18 protein-coding genes and 1 pseudogene are annotated in these 24,838 nt (G+C 44.9%); 10 read left to right on the forward strand and 9 right to left on the reverse strand.

Features of this window, described 5'->3' with window-relative positions; translation table 11 throughout:
- Nucleotides 1-116 precede the first annotated feature (116 nt).
- A complete protein-coding gene (locus ACOCLE_RS09745) occupies nucleotides 117-1,397 on the forward strand; it encodes an ISKra4 family transposase (RefSeq protein ID WP_419532972.1) in 1,281 nt (426 codons plus the stop codon).
- Nucleotides 1,398-1,517: 120 nt separating this feature from the next.
- Nucleotides 1,518-1,799: a hypothetical protein gene (locus ACOCLE_RS09750; protein WP_419536539.1), complete on the forward strand. Its 282-nt coding sequence runs from the start codon at nucleotides 1,518-1,520 to the stop codon at nucleotides 1,797-1,799.
- A 43-nt stretch (nucleotides 1,800-1,842) separates the two neighbouring features.
- Here ACOCLE_RS09750 and ACOCLE_RS09755 read toward each other — a convergent pair whose 3' ends face one another.
- Nucleotides 1,843-3,303, reverse strand: a complete 1,461-nt coding sequence (locus ACOCLE_RS09755; protein ID WP_419536540.1) for a PLP-dependent aminotransferase family protein — start codon at nucleotides 3,301-3,303, stop codon at nucleotides 1,843-1,845.
- A gap of 103 nt (nucleotides 3,304-3,406) precedes the next feature.
- Between ACOCLE_RS09755 and ACOCLE_RS09760 the strand changes: the two genes are divergently transcribed.
- Entirely contained in the window at nucleotides 3,407-4,078 is a 672-nt protein-coding gene (locus ACOCLE_RS09760; RefSeq protein WP_419536541.1) for a pyridoxamine 5'-phosphate oxidase family protein, read from the forward strand.
- A gap of 273 nt (nucleotides 4,079-4,351) precedes the next feature.
- Entirely contained in the window at nucleotides 4,352-4,936 is a 585-nt protein-coding gene (locus ACOCLE_RS09765; RefSeq protein ID WP_419536542.1) for a hypothetical protein, read from the forward strand.
- A gap of 8 nt (nucleotides 4,937-4,944) precedes the next feature.
- Here the strand turns inward: ACOCLE_RS09765 and ACOCLE_RS09770 are convergent, their stop codons facing one another.
- The gene (locus ACOCLE_RS09770; protein WP_419532972.1) at nucleotides 4,945-6,225 is read right to left on the reverse strand and encodes an ISKra4 family transposase; all 1,281 of its coding nucleotides are present in this window, start codon (nucleotides 6,223-6,225) and stop codon (nucleotides 4,945-4,947) included.
- Between the two features lie 14 nt (nucleotides 6,226-6,239).
- Here ACOCLE_RS09770 and ACOCLE_RS09775 point away from each other — a divergent pair, with 14 nt between their 5' ends.
- Nucleotides 6,240-7,379 (forward strand): hypothetical protein, encoded by a 1,140-nt coding sequence (locus tag ACOCLE_RS09775; RefSeq protein WP_419536543.1) that lies wholly within the window; start codon nucleotides 6,240-6,242, stop codon nucleotides 7,377-7,379.
- Between the two features lie 182 nt (nucleotides 7,380-7,561).
- On the opposite strand, the gene tnpC (ACOCLE_RS09780) is transcribed toward ACOCLE_RS09775, so the two are convergent.
- The 4 genes and pseudogenes from tnpC (ACOCLE_RS09780) to ACOCLE_RS09795 form a co-directional block, all read right to left on the reverse strand.
- Nucleotides 7,562-9,067 (reverse strand): IS66 family transposase, encoded by a 1,506-nt coding sequence (gene tnpC / locus ACOCLE_RS09780; RefSeq protein WP_419532963.1) that lies wholly within the window; start codon nucleotides 9,065-9,067, stop codon nucleotides 7,562-7,564.
- Between the two features lie 352 nt (nucleotides 9,068-9,419).
- Nucleotides 9,420-10,700 carry an ISKra4 family transposase gene (locus ACOCLE_RS09785; RefSeq protein WP_419532972.1) on the reverse strand — a complete coding sequence of 427 codons (1,281 nt, stop codon included), beginning with the start codon at nucleotides 10,698-10,700 and terminating at the stop codon, nucleotides 9,420-9,422.
- 152 nt (nucleotides 10,701-10,852) lie between these two features.
- Nucleotides 10,853-11,877: pseudogene (locus ACOCLE_RS09790) on the reverse strand (IS481 family transposase).
- Between the two features lie 101 nt (nucleotides 11,878-11,978).
- Nucleotides 11,979-12,863 carry a hypothetical protein gene (locus ACOCLE_RS09795; protein WP_419536544.1) on the reverse strand — a complete coding sequence of 295 codons (885 nt, stop codon included), beginning with the start codon at nucleotides 12,861-12,863 and terminating at the stop codon, nucleotides 11,979-11,981.
- A 274-nt stretch (nucleotides 12,864-13,137) separates the two neighbouring features.
- Between ACOCLE_RS09795 and ACOCLE_RS09800 the strand changes: the two genes are divergently transcribed.
- The gene (locus ACOCLE_RS09800) at nucleotides 13,138-13,449 is read left to right on the forward strand and encodes a hypothetical protein (protein ID WP_419536545.1); all 312 of its coding nucleotides are present in this window, start codon (nucleotides 13,138-13,140) and stop codon (nucleotides 13,447-13,449) included.
- Here the strand turns inward: ACOCLE_RS09800 and ACOCLE_RS09805 are convergent.
- The 3 genes from ACOCLE_RS09805 to ACOCLE_RS09815 all read right to left on the reverse strand — a co-directional run bounded on the left by ACOCLE_RS09805 (nucleotide 13,400) and on the right by ACOCLE_RS09815 (nucleotide 15,090).
- A complete protein-coding gene (locus ACOCLE_RS09805) occupies nucleotides 13,400-13,621 on the reverse strand; it encodes a YjhX family toxin (protein ID WP_419537190.1) in 222 nt (73 codons plus the stop codon). The two genes, ACOCLE_RS09800 and ACOCLE_RS09805, sit on opposite strands and share 50 nt — an antisense overlap.
- Before the next feature lie 388 nt (nucleotides 13,622-14,009).
- Nucleotides 14,010-14,516: a GNAT family N-acetyltransferase gene (locus ACOCLE_RS09810; RefSeq protein WP_419536546.1), complete on the reverse strand. Its 507-nt coding sequence runs from the start codon at nucleotides 14,514-14,516 to the stop codon at nucleotides 14,010-14,012.
- 1 nt (nucleotide 14,517) lies between these two features.
- Complete coding sequence (locus ACOCLE_RS09815) at nucleotides 14,518-15,090, reverse strand: TetR/AcrR family transcriptional regulator (RefSeq protein WP_419536547.1); 573 nt, start codon at nucleotides 15,088-15,090, stop codon at nucleotides 14,518-14,520.
- A 697-nt stretch (nucleotides 15,091-15,787) separates the two neighbouring features.
- On the opposite strand from ACOCLE_RS09815, the gene tnpC (ACOCLE_RS09820) reads away from it, so the two are divergent.
- The 4 genes from tnpC (ACOCLE_RS09820) to ACOCLE_RS09835 all read left to right on the forward strand — a co-directional run bounded on the left by tnpC (ACOCLE_RS09820) (nucleotide 15,788) and on the right by ACOCLE_RS09835 (nucleotide 24,673).
- Nucleotides 15,788-17,293, forward strand: a complete 1,506-nt coding sequence (gene tnpC, locus ACOCLE_RS09820; protein WP_419532963.1) for an IS66 family transposase — start codon at nucleotides 15,788-15,790, stop codon at nucleotides 17,291-17,293.
- A 275-nt stretch (nucleotides 17,294-17,568) separates the two neighbouring features.
- Complete coding sequence (locus ACOCLE_RS09825; protein ID WP_419536548.1) at nucleotides 17,569-21,234, forward strand: hypothetical protein; 3,666 nt, start codon at nucleotides 17,569-17,571, stop codon at nucleotides 21,232-21,234.
- Nucleotides 21,235-22,257: 1,023 nt separating this feature from the next.
- Nucleotides 22,258-23,292, forward strand: a complete 1,035-nt coding sequence (locus tag ACOCLE_RS09830) for an IS481 family transposase (protein ID WP_419533178.1) — start codon at nucleotides 22,258-22,260, stop codon at nucleotides 23,290-23,292.
- A 100-nt stretch (nucleotides 23,293-23,392) separates the two neighbouring features.
- Nucleotides 23,393-24,673 (forward strand): ISKra4 family transposase, encoded by a 1,281-nt coding sequence (locus ACOCLE_RS09835; RefSeq protein ID WP_419532972.1) that lies wholly within the window; start codon nucleotides 23,393-23,395, stop codon nucleotides 24,671-24,673.
- The last annotated feature ends 165 nt before the right edge of the window (nucleotides 24,674-24,838 follow it).

The following is a 24,838-nucleotide window of genomic DNA, read 5'->3' on the forward strand; positions in this document are numbered from 1 at the left end:
TACGAAAAAAGCCTCTTACTGTTTTCACTGATAGGGTGCTCTCTCTGAATGATTGAAACAATAGTGCTCTATTTTCACAGCTACTATGGGAACACCACTCATAATAGTTAACTGTCATGCCCGCTTCTGTTATTTCCAGCTCTACCAAAAGCATCGTTTTGCAAATTGAAGTTTCTATAGATTCAGGCAACATGCTGAATCTTGAAGATAGTTTACAGCGTGCACTCAATGAAGCCGGGCAGCTTGGAACAAAAGAGTTATTGGGGCTATTTGAATCACCCAATAAAGAACCTATCGTCGTTAATCAGCAGAAGTGGAACTACAAAGGAAAGGTTCTTAAGCACTATGAAACCTTATACGGTCGTATACCTTTGGAGCGCTCCGTATATCAGGGTGTCAGAGGTGGCAGTACTCTGGCAGCACTTGATCTTCGTGCCGGTATTATTGGTTCAGCTACCCCCAAATTTGCCAAGTCTATCGCCTGGAAATACAGCCAGATGCCAGCGCCTGCGGTAAAAGAAGATTTTGAGACCAATCATCAAAGGACGCTTTCAAATTCTTATATCAAGCATTTATCGGACAGAGTAGGTGCATTAATTGAAGACCAGCAAGACACTCACTACCACCTTCCTCCACTAAAAGAGCCTGTTGAAACAATAGCCATTGGTCTGGATGGAACCTGCATGCTGCTTTGTGAAGAAGGCTGGAGGGAAGCCATGTGTGGGACATTGAGCCTATATTCTGCAGATGGAGACAGGCTCCACACGATATATACAGCCAGTTCGCCAGAGTATGGTAAACAAAGCTTTATGAGCAAGCTCGACGAGGAGATTGCAGATCTAAAACGACTCTACCCAAATGCCACATACATCGGGGTAGCTGACGGGGCTAGAGAAAACTGGAGTTATTTGAAACAACATACCTCTGGGCAGATACTCGATTTTTATCATGCATCTGAATATTTAGCTGGAGCAGCGGAAGCACTGTTTCCAACCAGTAAGGCGAAGCGACACCAGTGGCTTGAAGACAGGCTACATAGTTTGAAAAACAAGCGTGGAGCAGCCAAAAAAATCCTTCAGGAAATTGAATCAGCCGAGCTCCCGAAAAAGACAATCGCACTGACAGAGAAGCGCTACAAAGCTGTGAGCTATTTTACAAACAATCACCAGTTAATGAATTATCATCAGGCGCTTAAACGCCATTGGCCAATAGGTTCAGGAGTTACTGAAGCGGCTTGTAAGACTCTGGTAAAGCAACGATTATGTGGTTCTGGAATGAGGTGGAAAGCAACAGGAGCGGAAGTGCTTTTGACAACAAGAGCACTGATCCAGAGTAAGGGGCGCTGGGAACAACTTTGGTCTGAGTTCATGACTGGAAAGGTTGAAGCTAACCTATGAGTCAGTTATCAAATTGAGAGAGCACCCCACTGATAGTCACCACAATTAATCTTTTTGCCAGGCAATCCGAGTCGATTATCTCACTGGATACCCACTCTGGCTCTCTGGAAAAGAGACCCTGTGCTCAATTCACTTTTCCGCCCCAGTGTCCAACCCTATATGATTTCCTGGGTTCAATACGATCCGGCAATTGAGGTGGCCAAGCTCAAGATTCCTACCCTGATTATCCAGGGATCTACTGATCTTCAGGTGGGTATTCACGACGCAGAGTTTCTTGCCACAGCAAGCCCAAAAGCTCAAAAAGTCATTATTCAGGGCATGAACCATGTACTGAAAGATTCAGCAACTGAAGCCAGTGTTAATCTTGAAACTTCCCCCCCCTTCTTTACCAGTAAACACTGAGCTGGTCACAGTGTTTACTGACTTTATCGATCGGGTTAATAAACTACAGTAACTGGCTCAGCGTTTTAATACCTTTAACCCGTTCGTCTTCAGAGGTGTTCGCAAAGCCCAGCACCAGTCCTTTTTGTGGTCGAGATGAATGGTAATAGCTGCTGAGTGGACTGCCACCAAACCCTTTCATGGCAAATTCCTGGCAGACTTTACGATCATCAATCTGCTGATGGTTAAATACCAGTGCCAGATGCATACCAGCACTTTGTGCCACCGGGGTCATTATCCCGGCCAGGTGTTGTTCACACAAACGCTGCATATGCTCCCACTTTTGCTGATAGAGTTTTCTGCTTCGGCGGAGATGACGGTAAAAATGCCCTTCCTCAATAAAGTCCGCCACGACGGCCTGAGTTAACAGCGGTGTCTCTCCCCCGCTGAAGGCTTTAGCATCAACAAACACACCGACCAGGTGCTCAGGAACCACCAGGTATCCAAGACGCAACCCTGGCAGAAGCGTCTTACTGAAACTGCCCATATAAATCACCGGTGTACGCTCAGCCATTCCGGCCATCGCCGCAATCGGCTGACTGTAGTAATGAAACTCACTGTCGTAGTCGTCTTCTACAATCCAGCAACGGTTTCTTTCGGCCCATTGCAGCAGTTGCAGGCGCTCACTGGCCGTCAGAATCCCGCCCATGGGGTATTGATGGGTCGGCGTACAGCAGAGAAGCCGGTACTCACCTTCGGGCAGTGCACCGACATTAATGCCATTATCACCATGAGTGACCGCTTGAAGGCTGGCACCGTTTGACATCAGGGCTTTGCGTGCTCCCGAGTAGCCGGGTTCTTCCACCAGCGCCGTATCACCGGCGTTCATCAGTAACTGTGCGCACAGTGCCAGCCCCTGCTGAGCCCCCTGGGTAATGACGATCTGCTCAGGCTGGCATTTCAGCCCACGGCTGATATTGAGGTAGTCTGCCAGCGCATTCCGAAGCGGCGCGTACCCCTGATGGCTGTGATAGCCCATCAGAATTGGTCGATCACTGTGCCGCCGTATCAGCTGTTGCCAGATCTTGATCGGGAATGCCTGAAAATCCGGCAAACCTACAGAGAAGGGTAAATTGGCAATGTCTTTTGGCTTTGAGCCATGCCCTCCAGGGCGCTTCAGCAGCTGATGGCCATAGTCCGACAGTGGAGGCCAATCCTGAACAGGCTTTCCCCTGGCAATATGGGGGGAACGATCAAACTGGGGCAATTGCTCACTGATGTAAAAACCACTGCCTTCACGACTGTTGACATACCCCTCCGCACGCAGCTGTTCATAGACACTGTTTACTGTATTTCGGCTAACCCCCAGATCTTTCGCCAGGATACGCGATGCAGGTAAGCGACTGCCGACTAATAGCTGCTGAGAAAGAATTTTCTCCCGCAGGGCCAGAAAAAGCTGTTGGGTTAACGACAAACCATGGCTGTGCTGTTTTTTCTGCTGGAGTTGGATATTTCGCAAATCCAAATTGGCACCCTGAATTTTTATAAATTGGACCTTATAAGAGCACCAATAGCTTACGATACTTTAGCTGAACTGAGTAGATGGAAATCAGCAATGGAAACGGGACATGAGCCAATACTCTCAATACGAGCATGAAGAAATAGACAGCCAGTTTACCAGCAGTCCACGCTCAACCGTACGCCGTGGCAGCAAACGCGCCTCCTATAATAAGGCCGATGTATTTCAGCTTATCGATGATTTAAAGCTTGGCCATATGGCTTTCCATGATCCAGAGAGCCAGTGTCCGGTCGTCATTCCCATGACCTTCTGGCGGATAGATGAGTACCTCTATTTCCATACTCTGAATAAATCCCGGCTGGATAAGCTGATTTCCGCCGGCAGTGAAATATGCATTTCGTTTGCCGAGGCCAGTGAGTGGGTGCTCTCCAAGTCGGCCTACCATACCGGAGTCAATTACCGGTCTGCGGTGCTTTTCTGCAGCGGCAGCCGGGTGGAATCCACCGAAGAATTTGATCACGCCTTCAAAAGTATCATTGAGGATATCGAACCCGGACGGTGGAGTCAGATTCGTCCCCCTAGTAACAAGGAGCGTAAAGCCACGGCATTGCTGAAACTGACCATTCACGAAGCGTCTTATAAAAGCCGCAAAGGTGGCCCCAACGAAGAAGAGGAGGATCTGGCACTGCCAGTGTGGAACGGTACATTGCCCATTTACCTCTCAGAGCAGCAAAACACCGATATTAAAAATAAAGGGGGCTGCCCATTTCATCGAGATTAAGTGTCTAACCCCATAACCCTTTATGCCTCTGGGGGATCCTCCTGAGCAGTTCTTCTGATTAATTAAGGGCTACTCTCTGTCATCCTCCAATGTTTTACCTATGTCTAATGGATTCACTCTCTCTAACTGTATCTAATGACAGCATAAAACTAACCTTATAGGTAAGAATATCGAATAACACCATTTGGCACAGCCAATAAACCATCCTCAATACAACATATTGGAAAGGCAGCAAACAAAACTGATAACCCAATGATTTAAAAGGATTTAAATATGCCATTTATTCGAAGAAACGCACGAAGCGATCAGATGCCGGGTCAAAACCAGCCCCTCAGCCAGACAGTTAGACACGGTAAAAAAGGTGCAAGAACTATTTCAGAAGCCAGATCCAGTGGTAAAGACATTCCGGCGGGCGGAAAACAACGGCAAATTGATACGGCTAATAACCGTAAAGTAGGACCAATGTCCGAAACACTGAAAAGTGCCCTGAATCGGTTAAAAGGCTGCCAGACCTTAAAATCAGCGATGAGGGTATATCACAGTCATAATCAACAGCTCAGTCGAGAAGAAGGTTTACTGTTTACTAAAGAGTGGCAGGATAAGGTACGTGAAGTTGCCTTTCCCTATTTTTTTGAGCTCCTTCAAATTAAGAAGGCAAACTCTCAAGGATTACAAATAGCTGCCACAAAAGGTGAACTGGAAGCGTTTCACAATGCCTTTTCATTACTCATTGATAAAGGCATTATGCACCCTGACAACAGTGAAATAGATGCAGCACTTCACTTGAAAAGAACTAAAGAAGCGCTTCAAAGTGTGCAGTTATCAACGATTAACAGTCAGGGTGCTCTCTCAATTTGATAACTGACTCATAGGTTAGCTTCAACCTTTCCAGTCATGAACTCAGACCAAAGTTGTTCCCAGCGCCCCTTACTCTGGATCAGTGCTCTTGTTGTCAAAAGCACTTCCGCTCCTGTTGCTTTCCACCTCATTCCAGAACCACATAATCGTTGCTTTACCAGAGTCTTACAAGCCGCTTCAGTAACTCCTGAACCTATTGGCCAATGGCGTTTAAGCGCCTGATGATAATTCATTAACTGGTGATTGTTTGTAAAATAGCTCACAGCTTTGTAGCGCTTCTCTGTCAGTGCGATTGTCTTTTTCGGGAGCTCGGCTGATTCAATTTCCTGAAGGATTTTTTTGGCTGCTCCACGCTTGTTTTTCAAACTATGTAGCCTGTCTTCAAGCCACTGGTGTCGCTTCGCCTTACTGGTTGGAAACAGTGCTTCCGCTGCTCCAGCTAAATATTCAGATGCATGATAAAAATCGAGTATCTGCCCAGAGGTATGTTGTTTCAAATAACTCCAGTTTTCTCTAGCCCCGTCAGCTACCCCGATGTATGTGGCATTTGGGTAGAGTCGTTTTAGATCTGCAATCTCCTCGTCGAGCTTGCTCATAAAGCTTTGTTTACCATACTCTGGCGAACTGGCTGTATATATCGTGTGGAGCCTGTCTCCATCTGCAGAATATAGGCTCAATGTCCCACACATGGCTTCCCTCCAGCCTTCTTCACAAAGCAGCATGCAGGTTCCATCCAGACCAATGGCTATTGTTTCAACAGGCTCTTTTAGTGGAGGAAGGTGGTAGTGAGTGTCTTGCTGGTCTTCAATTAATGCACCTACTCTGTCCGATAAATGCTTGATATAAGAATTTGAAAGCGTCCTTTGATGGTTGGTCTCAAAATCTTCTTTTACCGCAGGCGCTGGCATCTGGCTGTATTTCCAGGCGATAGACTTGGCAAATTTGGGGGTAGCTGAACCAATAATACCGGCACGAAGATCAAGTGCTGCCAGAGTACTGCCACCTCTGACACCCTGATATACGGAGCGCTCCAAAGGTATACGACCGTATAAGGTTTCATAGTGCTTAAGAACCTTTCCTTTGTAGTTCCACTTCTGCTGATTAACGACGATAGGTTCTTTATTGGGTGATTCAAATAGCCCCAATAACTCTTTTGTTCCAAGCTGCCCGGCTTCATTGAGTGCACGCTGTAAACTATCTTCAAGATTCAGCATGTTGCCTGAATCTATAGAAACTTCAATTTGCAAAACGATGCTTTTGGTAGAGCTGGAAATAACAGAAGCGGGCATGACAGTTAACTATTATGAGTGGTGTTCCCATAGTAGCTGTGAAAATAGAGCACTATTGTTTCAATCATTCAGAGAGAGCACCCGGAATTTATACCTGTAGACTTGATACCTTTAAAGCATTAGACCATATGGAGCAGTACTGTATAGTTTGTGAGCTATATAACACTCTCGCATCACAATGTATTCAATATGGTACTGATGAGATGGTTTCGCTAATCCAGCGGCTGGAAGAATCCAGTGATGACGCCGCCAGTTTTATGCATATAAATACGGCTGAAAACAGCGGAACCAATGTTGATTATTACCTCATGACGAACAATTCAGAAGTTTTAGATATTTTGCATGAAAAAAGAAGCTATGGGACTACTGATAAAGAAAGCATAATGCTTGATGTACTGGACTGTCCTGAAAATGTCTTTCTGGTTGAAATCCCAAAAGATAAACTTGTTCTCTACACTGATGCTGATATTGGGAAAAAAATACCTCACCTTGAAGAGCAGACAAAGATGCAAGTGTGGCGTTCAGACCCATCCGTTCAAACCTATCAGGATGATTCAAGAGATCCGGACCTTGTTTTAATCGGGCTGACGGCACTCCGTGATGGCTTTAGTGAAAAAATCATTGGTTATGCAATACCTAATGATATTTATTGCGATGCCAACAAAGCAATATCTCAACAAATTATTAATTATTGCAACTCTCAGACAGATCACTACCTGGAAGTTAGTTGTCCAGACTCTGATGGAAGAGATGCGGTATATTTATTTAATGGTGTTCCTTTTCATTCAACGTCCTCAAGAAATTACTGCACTATGCTTTGTGCATTTTTAGGAATACTTGGAGAACGCGACCTATATAATTATAGGCTGGGACCAGTTCCAGACCATACTCACCTTGCAGAGCTGACACCAGACACTCATCAAAGCAGGCTGCCAATAATGACTCACTTCCAGAAAAAGGGTCACTATGAACACGTATTAATGACAACACTGGGAGAATACATAAAAGCTAGCCTGGAGTTTCAGCTCTCAAAAGGTGAAAGTGACCCTGATCGATTTGCCTACCCCGGCAAAGCAGAAAAACCAACGGAGGAAAAAATCAGGTCAGCTTTAACGGCCATTTCAGAGCTTCTACAAAGCAACGTACGCTCATAATTCACATGCGCGGATTCAGTAACATGGATAAATGGTACGGAATGTACTGCCAATTCAGATAATTATTGGAATGGTTTTTATGCTCACCGTTGAACCTTTAGAGATCCCTGAAGCACAGGGAATGGAAGGCATTGTTTTGCAGAAAAGCGGGTATTAAAGAAACCTCTTTAGAATAAAAGTAACTATTCAGCACCCAGCAAAGGCGTATTGTTGTAATTTCGAACCGCTTTAAGAAGCGCCTGAAATATGTTCAACCCCTGCTTTTTAGCAGATGATAAATAGCTTCGGATTCGGGTAAACATGGTACCTCCGTCTTCGCTTCTGAAGCAGCCTGAGATCTTCTGCTTAAGTTTGGCCATCCTGGCATCACGTTCACTGCCATTGTTATCGAAGGGAATTGAAAAGTCCGACATGAAGCGCAACGTTTCAACCTTAAACTCAATAAGCCTTTTGAACAGGTTGTAGGCCTTGGTATTCCTGACCTTCTTACGTCCAAGCACCTGTCGTTGTTTTTCCATATAAGCGGTTTCCTTCGTGAGAGCCCTTTGAAGGATTTGGTCGTATATCGTCTCAATGCGAAGCTGTATTGCACCAGGCATTTGAGTCAGACCGGCTGCTTTGTATTTCTTGCAGAAGTGCCAGGAGAGCGTAAGCAATTTCATCAGCCGCAGAGCCAGCTTATTCGCATCCCTATCGACAACTCCCTGAAGCTCTCTCAGATGATGGGCATTACAAAGCACATGCACTGCCGCATAGGCAAAGTAGGACTTCCAATGATCGTGAACCAGAATGCCTGCAAAAGTCAGCAGGATGCCCATTGCATCCATTGCTTCACAACCTCGCCTTTCTGAGAGGTAGTAAAGCGTCCATTGGTCATCTCGCATAATGTGTAACCACCACAGTGAACCGTCAACCCGCATGCCAGTTTCATCCGCTCCTGCAACCGGACTTTCTTGTAAAGCATCGCGGATACTCTGCTCAGTAGAGGCCAGGTTCTCATGGGTATAGGCAACAAAATTGGCAACAGAGCCTGCGCTGACACTCATGCAATAAATAGTATTGAAATACTCAGACACCCGGTGATATGGGATGAAGTGATACTGGTTTAAATGAACAGCCATTGCCTGAGTCACTTCTCCGTATTGAGCAGCGGCTTTCACTCCTTGGGGAAACTCAGCGGTGTTCCGTTTACCACAAGGACATACTTTAACGTCTGCCCAGTACGCGGTAACTTCAAATTCTCCGGGTCTACCTGGATCAAAAACCTGTCGCTCAATGTATTTGGTGGGTTTAATATCGATAAGCGAAGACTGGCAACAGCAACATTTTTCAACCTTCAGATGCCTGACATAATCGGGTAAGGCGACACGTCTCAAACAAGAGCCTTGATGACCTTTCTGGCCACCTGGTTTATTGCCTGAAGATGGTCTAAGGCTTTTGGGGTTCGGTGTTTCCTGTGAGGAGCAGGGGGCTTCTTTGGAAGATGTATCACCTTTATCACTCCCTTTTTTACTGGGCTTTTGATAACCATCTGACGATGGTGGCTTACTACTGTTTTGACTGTTTTTATTAACCCTTTCTTCCAGTTCGCTGCAACGTTCCCGTAAAAGCGCATTCTCGGTCCGAAGCTCTTCATTCTCTTTAAGGAGAGCTTCGGTAAACGGAGTAGCTGGGAAGTCTGGTTCCATACTGGAGATTTGTTAGAAAAATTGAGTATAAGATGATGGTCGAAAAATCAGAAAATTCCAGATTTATATGAAGGGTGCTGAATAGTTACGAATAAAAAAGCAGTCAGATCCATACAGAATGCAAACGAGCAATGTATTAAAAATTTTAACATTCTCAACTCAATGGTTGGTTATGGATCAAGAAGATTAATGATTTCGGTAAAAGTTCAGAGGAGTATATCTACGGAGAACAGTATCAACTCTTCTGAAGCTTTACCGTAAAAATCACACACCATACCCGACTCTAAACACTATATTTTAATCGCAACATACGGACAGTGAATTGGGGTGCTCTCTCAATTTGATAACTGACTCATAGGTTAGCTTCAACCTTTCCAGTCATGAACTCAGACCAAAGTTGTTCCCAGCGCCCCTTACTCTGGATCAGTGCTCTTGTTGTCAAAAGCACTTCCGCTCCTGTTGCTTTCCACCTCATTCCAGAACCACATAATCGTTGCTTTACCAGAGTCTTACAAGCCGCTTCAGTAACTCCTGAACCTATTGGCCAATGGCGTTTAAGCGCCTGATGATAATTCATTAACTGGTGATTGTTTGTAAAATAGCTCACAGCTTTGTAGCGCTTCTCTGTCAGTGCGATTGTCTTTTTCGGGAGCTCGGCTGATTCAATTTCCTGAAGGATTTTTTTGGCTGCTCCACGCTTGTTTTTCAAACTATGTAGCCTGTCTTCAAGCCACTGGTGTCGCTTCGCCTTACTGGTTGGAAACAGTGCTTCCGCTGCTCCAGCTAAATATTCAGATGCATGATAAAAATCGAGTATCTGCCCAGAGGTATGTTGTTTCAAATAACTCCAGTTTTCTCTAGCCCCGTCAGCTACCCCGATGTATGTGGCATTTGGGTAGAGTCGTTTTAGATCTGCAATCTCCTCGTCGAGCTTGCTCATAAAGCTTTGTTTACCATACTCTGGCGAACTGGCTGTATATATCGTGTGGAGCCTGTCTCCATCTGCAGAATATAGGCTCAATGTCCCACACATGGCTTCCCTCCAGCCTTCTTCACAAAGCAGCATGCAGGTTCCATCCAGACCAATGGCTATTGTTTCAACAGGCTCTTTTAGTGGAGGAAGGTGGTAGTGAGTGTCTTGCTGGTCTTCAATTAATGCACCTACTCTGTCCGATAAATGCTTGATATAAGAATTTGAAAGCGTCCTTTGATGGTTGGTCTCAAAATCTTCTTTTACCGCAGGCGCTGGCATCTGGCTGTATTTCCAGGCGATAGACTTGGCAAATTTGGGGGTAGCTGAACCAATAATACCGGCACGAAGATCAAGTGCTGCCAGAGTACTGCCACCTCTGACACCCTGATATACGGAGCGCTCCAAAGGTATACGACCGTATAAGGTTTCATAGTGCTTAAGAACCTTTCCTTTGTAGTTCCACTTCTGCTGATTAACGACGATAGGTTCTTTATTGGGTGATTCAAATAGCCCCAATAACTCTTTTGTTCCAAGCTGCCCGGCTTCATTGAGTGCACGCTGTAAACTATCTTCAAGATTCAGCATGTTGCCTGAATCTATAGAAACTTCAATTTGCAAAACGATGCTTTTGGTAGAGCTGGAAATAACAGAAGCGGGCATGACAGTTAACTATTATGAGTGGTGTTCCCATAGTAGCTGTGAAAATAGAGCACTATTGTTTCAATCATTCAGAGAGAGCACCCGTGAATTGTAGAAGTTCAGACCTGACCTGACAGTTACCGATTTTCAAGAAGGTGTCTGTCAGGTTAAATTCAGGCTATGAACTTTTCCTTCCAGATCTCTTTCCCATCAATCAGTGTTTCTATCGGCGTTCTCCCGTTGCACTGCTTACCTTGATGGGTACGCTCAGTATTGTAGTGAATTAACCATTCGTCCAGATCTGACTGAATCATCTCAATACTCGTATACAGCGTCTTTCTCAATGCAGGTTGATAAAACTCCTGCAGAATCGTTTTATGGAAGCGTTCACAGATTCCATTCGTTTGTGGATGCCGGGTTTTCGTCTTCGTATGTTCAATGTCGTTCACCGCCAGGTAAAGTTGATAATCGTGTTGATCAGCACGACCACAATACTCTGTACCTCTGTCTGTCAGTATTCTGAGCACAGGTAGCTCTTGAGCTTCATAGAATGGCAACACGCGGTCATTGAGCAGGTCTGCAGCCGTAATTGGGGTCTTTGTCTTATAGAGTTTGGCCTGCGCTACCTTGGAGTAAGTATCAACATAAGTCTGCTGATAAACGCGGCCAACACCTTTAAAGGTTCCAACATAGAAAGTGTCCTGTGAACCAAGGTAGCCAGGGTGCGCTGTGTCAATCTCACCACTGGCCTCATCATCCAGCTTCTTGCGCTCAAGTGCCCTGACCTGGGACTCGGTGAGAATGATTCCTTCTCGAGCCACTTTCTCTTCAAGGGCTTTGAGGCGCAGTTTGAAGCTTCCCAGATCATTTCTTAGCCAGATGCTTCTCACACCGCTGGGAGAGACGAAGATACCTTGCTTGCGAAGTTCATTGGAAACACGGGCCTGCCCATGGGCAGGATCTTCTACCGCATACTCATTTCAACAGCGGGGTCTACTCGGTTTTTGAGGTTTGGAACTCTTCGGCTTTGATCAAGAAGTGCTTCGACCCCACCTTCATCAACAGCATCCCGGTAACGATAAAATGTATCTCTGGAGACACCCATGGTTTTACAGGCTTTAGAGATGTTTCCGAGCTCATCTGCAAGGTTCAGTAGCCCGACCTTGTGCTTGATGATTTTCTGGTTGGTGTGAATCATAAGGGTCACCTTTAATGATTTAGATTTCAGTGAACTCACCTTCTTTCTAAATCGGTAACCCTTTTCTTTTGATGAGAAGAAAATGTCAGATTAAGTCTGAACTACTCCAAGTGAATACTTGGTTGAGTATTTTCGAAAAACCATGCATTCTTTTCCAGACTCTCTTTATTATCAGCATTAAAAACAGCAGCACCATTATCATCGCACAGTTTGAAGGAATCTATGTCTCTATAATGAAGCTTATCTCTTTTAACGTGAACAAAACTATTACTCTCATTACATTCCGTTTTACACACACGATCATCCAGCTTTTTTTCAAATATTTTTCTCATTGAGTCCATCGGTGTGGTAACAATAAACCGATTACCATGAACATGATTCATCACCTTCGCTGCAAACCCATGAATATCCAGCGATATGCCAGAATGCATTTTCTGCTTACTCTCTACAAATTCGACACCTCTTGCTATCCCCATATGCAATTGAAACTTTGCATCTGGGTTGGTTAACACAGCCATTGCCATTTCAACGGATTTAACATTTTCCGGGTTATGCTCATAGGGTTTAGATACGGCACCATGAACAGCGTATGCAACCCAACACTCGGTCCCATCTTTATCGGCATAGTTCAGGCAATGATCAAAACGCTGCAGGGGATCACGTGTTGATTTCACCATAGTAAAAGGATAATCAGGCTCAGCCCGTCTGGCAGCACTCATGCCTACAGTTTTGATGTAATTATTGACCTCCTGGAGTTTTGAGCATTGCCTTGAATGATAGGCTTTCCACTCACCGACACGACTGCCTGATACTCTTTCCATAACATAACAAAGGTCATCATCCAGCTGATAGACATAAAGGTCATCACTCAGCTTCGCCACTTTCTTATTAAAGGCTTTATCCTCAGCGTTTCCATCTTGAGGTGTCTGAGTACCCTGAACCAACTCAACCACATCCAACTTTGAATATCTACTAATGTCCAACATGCCCCTACCTCCTTGTAAGTAATTCAATAACTTAACTATTTTGGTAACTGGGAAAATAAGACATTGGTATAGAACGCAATGAGTCCTTTTTTTGATGATTCTATTGATCAATGACGGGAATATTCGGGGAGTGAAATCGTACCATCTCCATGGGCATCAGGCAGGGCAGATAATGGAGAAGGAAGGTTCACCTCCTTATACAAAGCAATGACCCTAGAAATATCAATCAGTTATATTCATTAAAAATACGAAAAAGGGTCCGTTCGGGGCAATATTGGAAAATGACTCTATTTCTATTTTTATGTACCCTGATTCATTTAAGCTTGAAACCAATCGTCATGAAATCGCAGAACTGAGCCAGTACACTACTGAGGTGATCCGCGAGCGCAATAACTCGGAAATTGAAGAGCGGGTGGTCACACTGGAAATAGCGACCGTGGATGCACCGCTTCTAGAAAACCGCACAAAGACTCAGTTTTTCACCGATTTCAGTACGTTACTGCGCCTTTGTACGCCATCAGTCGCTCTTATGGCAGCTAGCGCTGCATCATTTGTGATCGAACGGATCGGGCCCCCAGATCCGTGATCCGATAGGGTGCGCCCTTTTTAGAACTGATCAGCTTTTTGCTTTTAAGACGTTTAAAAACATCAGCCGTGAAACTGGACAAGACATGACCATCCCTTGTGTAGCAGATAATGTCATGGATTTTTCCGCTTTCATCACGGAAGCAGCGGATTTCACCACCCAGTGCGAGCACATGCAGAACCCGCTGATCGTGTTTTGATATATTCAATGGAGCAGTCCCAGGGCCTGTTGACGCTTTTCTTAGCCCGACTGTGCGCCTCGCTGAGTTCGCAACGAAACATCAACAGGTCCAAACCATAAATGTTAATGACTGATGACACGGCCCTTTATGAAATGAAAGGCAGGCCGTCATCGTTTTGAAGTAACTGGTTCTCTGTCCGCTTCGGACTATGAACCTGTGATTGGCTGGGACTCTGTCAAAAACGCTCCATTAATTTCGATGAAAAACCGCATCATGTAATTGAATACAGCCTGGTATCATTCATCAAAGAATTAACCGCTGCACTGGATTCAGTGATCTACCCTGTCTGTCGCAGAGGGGGCGAAAAACGCCCCGAGTGTCACACCTGTTCGTTCGGATGTGACCACATCCGTGGCTCGGCGAACGGACCTGAGATGCTTGAGGTGGACTCTCCCACTCCATCCAGAACACCTGAAGTAAGCTCACGGGCGAACCAGCAGTCCAGAGGAGCCTGGGTTTCCACCGGTGGCAGCACCTTGTGAGCAGTGTTATACCGTTTCCCGTAATGCATGGGGTCACCCATCACAAAGATCACGTCGGCATCCAGTTGCTTTTCAGCCTCATCCATCAGTCGAGTAGCGTATCGCTTACCCTGGTACTCAGGCAGTACGGCCAATGGTGCCAGCACATAACAGTTGAGGTGTGGTGCTGCATCAATGGTGATGGGCGTGTAGCAGGCGTGTGCGACGCCCTCATGGACGATAGAGAAACTGCCGTCGGCAATCAGGTCGTCTGCAAACTGCGCATAGAGTCTGGCGTGACGCTCATCATAAAGACCCCCTGCCGCAGCGAAGGCTTCGTATTGGATGTCGTATGGTGTTTTCATTTCAGTCCTGAAGACCCAGTAATAACAAATATTTTTTGATGAATCGTTCTTTGATGGCTTCCAGCGGGTAGTCATCTTCTGCAAAGAGATAATTCAGTGCGATACCATCTATCTCAGCAATGAGCATTTGGCCATCAACCATGCCATCCGCCGAAGGAACATCCCCCAGAATGGGTTGGAAAGATGCCATGGCAAGGCGGTACCTTTCCTCAATCAAATCGTTTAAAACCAGACGTAGCGAAGGTTGAGACAAGACCTGAAAGTCGAACTGGTAATATAACTTGTGTTCCGCAGAAGCCATGGATGAAAAGATGTGCTCCAGCAGATTCACCAGTTTCTCTTTGGCCGATAGCCCCTCATTAATGACATCAAGATTGTCTGCCATCTCATTCATGATCTGAGCCATGCGGATAAATGCCTCTCTGAGTAATTCCTCCTTATTTTTAAAGTGGTGAAAGACCGCTCCCTTTGAAACCTTCACGTGTTCGCAAATAGCGGCGATGGACGTCTTTTCGTAACCCTGTATGGCAAACAACTCAATAGCCGCTTGAAGAATTTGCTGCTTTTTGTCCACGGGATTCACCTGTGCCTTAACCATCAAAACATACCGTCCGGTCGGTATGCAGAAAATATAGTGTCAAGTCGATATACTGGCAACCTGAGTTTATACACAAACTCCTACGTAGTTTCCGTGATTATTATCAGTGTAAAGAAGCGTTGCTGTGGCTGCCAACGGCCTGGTAATCACACAATGCCGTTGAACTAAAAACCTGAACAACAGTGCAACCGACAACAAACCCGGGACAAATCGGATCGTCAGTCATCCTGGTTGCATTTTTGCTGTGCCGGTAATACAGCCCATCAGGGGAAAGACAAGCTCACCCAATATCAGGAATCGCTCAGCAGGACTTTACTGCACTATAGAGTCAGATCTGCTAGAGGAGGCGAGCCGTATTCTGCAACACTCCTTCGCCAGCCACTTTATGATGAATAGTGGAAACGCCTGATATCGAAAAAGTACCTCCGGATATTCCGACATTAAGATGGTCATGATGCAATAAAATGCGTTTAAACGACGCCATAAGAATAAACTTACGAAGTAAAATAGGCACACCCTGAACACTGTAAAAACCATTTCAAGTTAACAGTATATTTTATGGTTCTTGGGCTCATTCATATAAAGTAACTATTCAGCACCCTTCATATAAATCTGGAATTTTCTGATTTTTCGACCATCATCTTATACTCAATTTTTCTAACAAATCTCCAGTATGGAACCAGACTTCCCAGCTACTCCGTTTACCGAAGCTCTCCTTAAAGAGAATGAAGAGCTTCGGACCGAGAATGCGCTTTTACGGGAACGTTGCAGCGAACTGGAAGAAAGGGTTAATAAAAACAGTCAAAACAGTAGTAAGCCACCATCGTCAGATGGTTATCAAAAGCCCAGTAAAAAAGGGAGTGATAAAGGTGATACATCTTCCAAAGAAGCCCCCTGCTCCTCACAGGAAACACCGAACCCCAAAAGCCTTAGACCATCTTCAGGCAATAAACCAGGTGGCCAGAAAGGTCATCAAGGCTCTTGTTTGAGACGTGTCGCCTTACCCGATTATGTCAGGCATCTGAAGGTTGAAAAATGTTGCTGTTGCCAGTCTTCGCTTATCGATATTAAACCCACCAAATACATTGAGCGACAGGTTTTTGATCCAGGTAGACCCGGAGAATTTGAAGTTACCGCGTACTGGGCAGACGTTAAAGTATGTCCTTGTGGTAAACGGAACACCGCTGAGTTTCCCCAAGGAGTGAAAGCCGCTGCTCAATACGGAGAAGTGACTCAGGCAATGGCTGTTCATTTAAACCAGTATCACTTCATCCCATATCACCGGGTGTCTGAGTATTTCAATACTATTTATTGCATGAGTGTCAGCGCAGGCTCTGTTGCCAATTTTGTTGCCTATACCCATGAGAACCTGGCCTCTACTGAGCAGAGTATCCGCGATGCTTTACAAGAAAGTCCGGTTGCAGGAGCGGATGAAACTGGCATGCGGGTTGACGGTTCACTGTGGTGGTTACACATTATGCGAGATGACCAATGGACGCTTTACTACCTCTCAGAAAGGCGAGGTTGTGAAGCAATGGATGCAATGGGCATCCTGCTGACTTTTGCAGGCATTCTGGTTCACGATCATTGGAAGTCCTACTTTGCCTATGCGGCAGTGCATGTGCTTTGTAATGCCCATCATCTGAGAGAGCTTCAGGGAGTTGTCGATAGGGATGCGAATAAGCTGGCTCTGCGGCTGATGAAATTGCTTACGCTCTCCTGGCACTTCTGCAAGAAATACAAAGCAGCCGGTCTGACTCAAATGCCTGGTGCAATACAGCTTCGCATTGAGACGATATACGACCAAATCCTTCAAAGGGCTCTCACGAAGGAAACCGCTTATATGGAAAAACAACGACAGGTGCTTGGACGTAAGAAGGTCAGGAATACCAAGGCCTACAACCTGTTCAAAAGGCTTATTGAGTTTAAGGTTGAAACGTTGCGCTTCATGTCGGACTTTTCAATTCCCTTCGATAACAATGGCAGTGAACGTGATGCCAGGATGGCCAAACTTAAGCAGAAGATCTCAGGCTGCTTCAGAAGCGAAGACGGAGGTACCATGTTTACCCGAATCCGAAGCTATTTATCATCTGCTAAAAAGCAGGGGTTGAACATATTTCAGGCGCTTCTTAAAGCGGTTCGAAATTACAACAATACGCCTTTGCTGGGTGCTGAATAGTTACCATATAAATAGAATGGCTTCCGGTAAGAAAAGATGAAATGTAAGCGTACTGTATAAGGTGTGCTATTCTTCTGCGCACACGATTAAGCCATAGTGCTATTAAAAATTGCCTGAATCGTCACTTTTTGGCAAAAGGGCATGATCCGAAACACCTAGCAGAATCGAATACCCATAGCTCATTATTTTAATTAAGCCAATGGTGTTTCGTAAGCCTTTGTGAAATGGACTTAAAAAAACTCATTAATTCTAGATTAACTGGGAGTGATTTTAAAATGCCCTTCCCTCATTTGAGCAACTCCCCTTCCGCTTACCTTTCAGGAACAGAAGTTCCAAGTCCATCTGCAGCTCCTCGCTCGAAAAGTGGCAATACACAAAACCAGCTGCCGTTAAGTTATCAAACATCGTTACCCGGCATTACGACCCCCTACCCTCCAAAACAAACAGACATTTCTTCAAGAGGTATCCTGGCCGCTTCAACAGTGCCGGGCCATTATCTGCCGACACCCCAAATGACCGGTCAGCCATTTGCTGCAATGGGCACTGGAAATCCATCGGTTCCTGCTGCCATTTCATTTCTGCAACAAGCTCCATGCAGCATGAATACTCTGCCATATGCCAGAGAACCGGATATTTACGATCAAACATGCCCCCTAATTCCTGGGCCCAGTGGGGCCATTTTATTAGGGCCCCCCCATGAAACAGCCCTTTTGACGCCCTTTCATGGGGGGGCTGCCTCTCAAATGTGTCAATTACCCAATACAGTTCCACCCAATTACATAAATCCTCATCAAAATTTCTTACCAGTACCTTCTTACCAAACACCAGTCTGGCCATCTTCCGGTGCAGTTGAGTTTCTTTCTCATGAAAAAGAACGATGCCAGGGACTTGAGGGCAAGACGGATCAGCCTGAGATGACCATGATGAAAGGGGATAGAGGAACAGCCATACCGAAAACCTGTTTAGATCCAGAAGCTGCTGAATTTGTTCCAAAAGCACTTCAAGGCTCTCAAAAACAAACGGCTCATACAGACTGCAGACAAGAGGAGAAGGCTTTTGACAGCAGCAAGGGAGAAGGATGCCTATCCAGGAAACTGCTGGCAAAGAACAAAACACCAAACACCAGGGAGTCGATCAACACTGAAGATAGAAAACCACCAGTCAGCGATAGTTCAGGTTTATTACAGCGCACACCCGATAAAGTACCAACCGGCGGACATCGCGATGCAGGTATTTATCTGGAGTCAGGTGAAGAATCTTCCGGAGCTTTGCAGCTGGCGCAAGTGGAACACACGAAAGCAAACGAGCCTGATGCCGAAATAACGCCATTAGCTGCCCCAGAAGTGGTAGATAGCCCCGGAATGCCCATTTCCGTTCAACAGGTTCTTCAACTCAGGCATCCCGGGGATGTCAGAAAAACTCCTTATTCACTCAAGCTGCTCTACCTCTCCATTGATTGCTTCGACTTTCATCAGAAAATTCGCCCCAACGAGGGTTTTGATGAAAAAGGGAATAGAATAAAGTTTTCAAAAAGTGAGCTAAAAAAACAGCACAGGGAATTGCAGAATCAGCTCAGGGAGAGTGGAAGCCTGGTACAATTGCCTCCTCTGCATAAAATGCAAGCGGTACCATCCTCCAAAGTGCTTCTGACTCGACCAACAACCCATGCCAACATTCACCCACTAAGCAGGCAACTAAGCCATGCCGCAGCCGTATTAGATCCGGTTAAGTTCACAGAAAGGGAAAAGGTAAGAACGAGCCTGGCAGCTTTACTGGCATCTCATAAGTCTTCTGCTGACGATATCAGCCATATGAAAAAAATGGCCAAAACCACGGAGGCAAGAGAACACATAAAAAGGCTAGAAACCGATGACCTTTGGAACCTGGATGTGACAATTATGTATTACTACGCCTTTTTCGAACCAAAAGTTTTTCACCTTGAAGCGCCCTTCATCCCTTCGGTACAAACGCTTTACTGCCGGCCACAGTTGTCAAACCAGCCATTTATCAAACATGGATCAAAAATTTTTGAGCTTGGCGCAGAAGAGCAAGCCTTCTTTGAGGAAAGTCTTGATAATCAAATAGCCGATAATCAAAGAATGATCTATGCATTGGGAAAATGCCTGCCCATAAAACTGAAGCAGCAGGCAGGCGAAGGCCAGCCAGCTAATGTGCCGAAAACGTTTTCCAGGCAGTGTATTGAATGGCATATACAATTAACCTGCGACCTTGTTTATAAAATGATTAAATTGGGCGAGGACGACACGCAGAGTAATAGAGAGAGGCTTGTCGACACTCTGGATAACCTTCTTAACAGCATTAGCACATTATCTGAGCATATATCTGAATTTCCGGACGAATTCAAAATGGCTACGGAGTCGTTGTGTTTCCTCCTGCAAAGTGAACCACTTCGGCGTTTACTGGTACTGCAGGAAGCAAAAGTACCTGACGACACCAGGCAACTCTGGCATAACTCAGTTAAACAACTGGAGAATGCAGTTCTGATGATTCTGGTGAAATCATTACACTACCCACAGCTCTTGAACACCGCCATGTGTCTCTTAAAAACATTATCAGATCATGAAATGTTGTTAACGGCACAAGCAAATGGCAGCAAGGTATTCATTATTCGTTTAGCCATCGTTTCTTCACAAATCTCAGGCAATTTATTAAAAACACTGAAAAGTCATTACCTGAAGGATATTTCTGATCATGAACAGTTTGTCCAACAGCTGAAAACTTGCTGTTCGATACTCCGAGATGTGCATCAAAAAATCGTTCAGAAAGCCAGTCCAGATCACATTGAACAGCAGAAATTCAGTGACTGTGTCAAAGGCTTTAATGAAGCGTGTAACACCCGATTAGATGAAATTGAGCAGGAACGCGAACAAAATTTAAAGGAGCTCATGAGTGAGAAAAAATACGAAAATCAAGCGCTCGTTGATACCATTAAAAAAGTGAAACAGCCAAAAGAAAAATATCAAGCAAGAGAAAAAAGAAACCATCAGCTTAAAGAAGAAGTTACACAATGGAATTCTGGATCATTGGAGAGTAAAGAGCTGGAATCCAGTCACGCACAGCTTGTGAATGAAATAAGTGGTCGCCTGCAATTGCTAAGTAAAAGACTGGAACAAGGTGAAGATTATGAAAATGAACTTAACATGCTTGACAGTGAATTCCCTGAAGCTCAACAATCACCGGTTCTGGCAGTCTGGGTGTATGGAGACATTGCCTATAACTTATGCAATAAATGTTCGGATAAATTTAAAAGAGCTGCCGTCTTCGCCAAGAAGTTCGAAGAAATGAGGTCGTTCTGTGCCGCTGCCCTTGAAGAAGCAGCCAAACAACCAAAAACGTATGACTCAAAATGGTTATATGATAGAAATCCTGAACAGCCAATTAGTATTAACAGCATCCAAATGCTTTTAAAAATATCGGACCCAGAGCATATTCAAACGCTAATCCGACGGGCATCCGAAAGCGTATCTCTGTATGAAAAAGCCCTTGCAAGAGCAAAAGATGCCGTCCATCAATTGACTCAGGATAGGATAGTAGGGGCTGTCAATGCAGAAACGGAAATGCAAATGTATCACCTTCAGCAAAGGGTGACGTTTATCATTGACGAAATGAACGACGCAAGACAGTACCTGAAAGAATTACAACCAGTACCGAACATGCCTGATCTTTTAGAAAAAAGAAAGGCGCTTTTTAGAACGATAAAAACAAGAGGTGGAACGGGTGAACAGACAGAAGGTTCAGCAGATAGTCAGGCCAAGGAAGTAAAAGACACGGTTTATGAATCACTTCTGAAAAAATCAGAAGGTGAATGGAAGGTTGATAGCTCTGTTTGCGACATGCTCAATGCTGCCGAAAAGAAGCTGGAGAAAGCTATTGAAGGTTTTACAAAAATTAAAGTTCAGTTGGAATCAGGAGCATCCTGAGATGCTCTTGTGACAAAGGTAACCAGTAAAAGCCATCACAAAAAACATTGATAAATATCTCGCTTAATGAGAGCTCGTTAATAGGCCATGTTTAACTCACTCAATGGTACAGTGCGGTGTTTAGAAAGGGCTGTATTCCTGGGTAAAGGCTCTCTTTATGCTTATACCTAACCTGCCACTTTTCACAAAACCAGACTTAGTCAAAAAAACGGCTATTACTTCGGGCACAACAGTATGTGGACACGCCCTCACCTGTCATTATTGGAAACATTACATTCAGCGGGCGAGGTAAGCATCAAGAAAACATTGGCTATCTCACTCGCCCAGGAGTCAGAACCGTCCGAGGACAGGTGAGTCACGTTCGCCAAGCACTCTATGATGAATCGCGAATATCATTGTGCTGCAACGGATACTGGGACACGCCGATATTTCCGTGACCCTACAATACGCCAAATGTGATCCAAGCCATTTTCAGGAGACGATCAATTTGAATCCGTTATCCGATAGGGAGGATGACACGGAACAAGCAAGAGAGGTAATGGAAGAAATAACGATTTAAGTTGGAAAATGCAGGATATTTTTTCGCTGCCGACGCTTAGTTGGCAGAAAAAGACAATGCTCGTAAAGAGGGGCGGTTTTAGGAAGGAAAATCAGTAGTTTACAGAAGGGATATATGGCGGTGAGGGAGGGATTCGAATCCTTGCACCGCCAACGAAATACAATAAAAATCAGTGAGTTACGCAAGAATAAAAATACAAAAAGTGTCCAACTTGGTTACTAAAAGTGGTTTTTGGTCAGTTTGGTGGACACTTTATGAACACCAAAGACCTAATAGAAAAAACTCCCAATTGGAAAAAATCAGGAGCTATTAACATAAAATTAAAACAAATTATGATTAAATTTTACTATTTAAGTGGAGTAGTTCAGACTTAATCTGACATTTTCTTCTCATCAAAAGAAAAGGGTTACCGATTTAGAAAGAAGGTGAGTTCACTGAAATCTAAATCATTAAAGGTGACCCTTATGATTCACACCAACCAGAAAATCATCAAGCACAAGGTCGGGCTACTGAACCTTGCAGATGAGCTCGGAAACATCTCTAAAGCCTGTAAAACCATGGGTGTCTCCAGAGATACATTTTATCGTTACCGGGATGCTGTTGATGAAGGTGGGGTCGAAGCACTTCTTGATCAAAGCCGAAGAGTTCCAAACCTCAAAAACCGAGTAGACCCCGCTGTTGAAAAAGCGGTTCTTGAGTATGCGGTAGAAGATCCTGCCCATGGGCAGGCCCGTGTTTCCAATGAACTTCGCAAGCAAGGTATCTTCGTCTCTCCCAGCGGTGTGAGAAGCATCTGGCTAAGAAATGATCTGGGAAGCTTCAAACTGCGCCTCAAAGCCCTTGAAGAGAAAGTGGCTCGAGAAGGAATCATTCTCACCGAGTCCCAGGTCAGGGCACTTGAGCGCAAGAAGCTGGATGATGAGGCCAGTGGTGAGATTGACACAGCGCACCCTGGCTACCTTGGTTCACAGGACACTTTCTATGTTGGAACCTTTAAAGGTGTTGGCCGCGTTTATCAGCAGACTTATGTTGATACTTACTCCAAGGTAGCGCAGGCCAAACTCTATAAGACAAAGACCCCAATTACGGCTGCAGACCTGCTCAATGACCGCGTGTTGCCATTCTATGAAGCTCAAGAGCTACCTGTGCTCAGAATACTGACAGACAGAGGTACAGAGTATTGTGGTCGTGCTGATCAACACGATTATCAACTTTACCTGGCGGTGAACGACATTGAACATACGAAGACGAAAACCCGGCATCCACAAACGAATGGAATCTGTGAACGCTTCCATAAAACGATTCTGCAGGAGTTTTATCAACCTGCATTGAGAAAGACGCTGTATACGAGTATTGAGATGATTCAGTCAGATCTGGACGAATGGTTAATTCACTACAATACTGAGCGTACCCATCAAGGTAAGCAGTGCAACGGGAGAACGCCGATAGAAACACTGATTGATGGGAAAGAGATCTGGAAGGAAAAGTTCATAGCCTGAATTTAACCTGACAGACAGGGTGCTCTCTCTGAATGATTGAAACAATAGTGCTCTATTTTCACAGCTACTATGGGAACACCACTCATAATAGTTAACTGTCATGCCCGCTTCTGTTATTTCCAGCTCTACCAAAAGCATCGTTTTGCAAATTGAAGTTTCTATAGATTCAGGCAACATGCTGAATCTTGAAGATAGTTTACAGCGTGCACTCAATGAAGCCGGGCAGCTTGGAACAAAAGAGTTATTGGGGCTATTTGAATCACCCAATAAAGAACCTATCGTCGTTAATCAGCAGAAGTGGAACTACAAAGGAAAGGTTCTTAAGCACTATGAAACCTTATACGGTCGTATACCTTTGGAGCGCTCCGTATATCAGGGTGTCAGAGGTGGCAGTACTCTGGCAGCACTTGATCTTCGTGCCGGTATTATTGGTTCAGCTACCCCCAAATTTGCCAAGTCTATCGCCTGGAAATACAGCCAGATGCCAGCGCCTGCGGTAAAAGAAGATTTTGAGACCAACCATCAAAGGACGCTTTCAAATTCTTATATCAAGCATTTATCGGACAGAGTAGGTGCATTAATTGAAGACCAGCAAGACACTCACTACCACCTTCCTCCACTAAAAGAGCCTGTTGAAACAATAGCCATTGGTCTGGATGGAACCTGCATGCTGCTTTGTGAAGAAGGCTGGAGGGAAGCCATGTGTGGGACATTGAGCCTATATTCTGCAGATGGAGACAGGCTCCACACGATATATACAGCCAGTTCGCCAGAGTATGGTAAACAAAGCTTTATGAGCAAGCTCGACGAGGAGATTGCAGATCTAAAACGACTCTACCCAAATGCCACATACATCGGGGTAGCTGACGGGGCTAGAGAAAACTGGAGTTATTTGAAACAACATACCTCTGGGCAGATACTCGATTTTTATCATGCATCTGAATATTTAGCTGGAGCAGCGGAAGCACTGTTTCCAACCAGTAAGGCGAAGCGACACCAGTGGCTTGAAGACAGGCTACATAGTTTGAAAAACAAGCGTGGAGCAGCCAAAAAAATCCTTCAGGAAATTGAATCAGCCGAGCTCCCGAAAAAGACAATCGCACTGACAGAGAAGCGCTACAAAGCTGTGAGCTATTTTACAAACAATCACCAGTTAATGAATTATCATCAGGCGCTTAAACGCCATTGGCCAATAGGTTCAGGAGTTACTGAAGCGGCTTGTAAGACTCTGGTAAAGCAACGATTATGTGGTTCTGGAATGAGGTGGAAAGCAACAGGAGCGGAAGTGCTTTTGACAACAAGAGCACTGATCCAGAGTAAGGGGCGCTGGGAACAACTTTGGTCTGAGTTCATGACTGGAAAGGTTGAAGCTAACCTATGAGTCAGTTATCAAATTGAGAGAGCACCCCCTGCAGAAGGCCTGGGACTATTTTTCTGTAAAATCTTAAATTTCATACTTCGAAAAAATTAATAAGAAGTTTAACTTAATATGAATGGGTACATTTGAGAGTGATGTTTGGGATCGCCTAGCACTTGGTTCAGGAGC

Source organism: Endozoicomonas sp. (assembly GCF_965196975.1).
In the GTDB taxonomy this organism is placed as follows: domain Bacteria; phylum Pseudomonadota; class Gammaproteobacteria; order Pseudomonadales; family Endozoicomonadaceae; genus Endozoicomonas.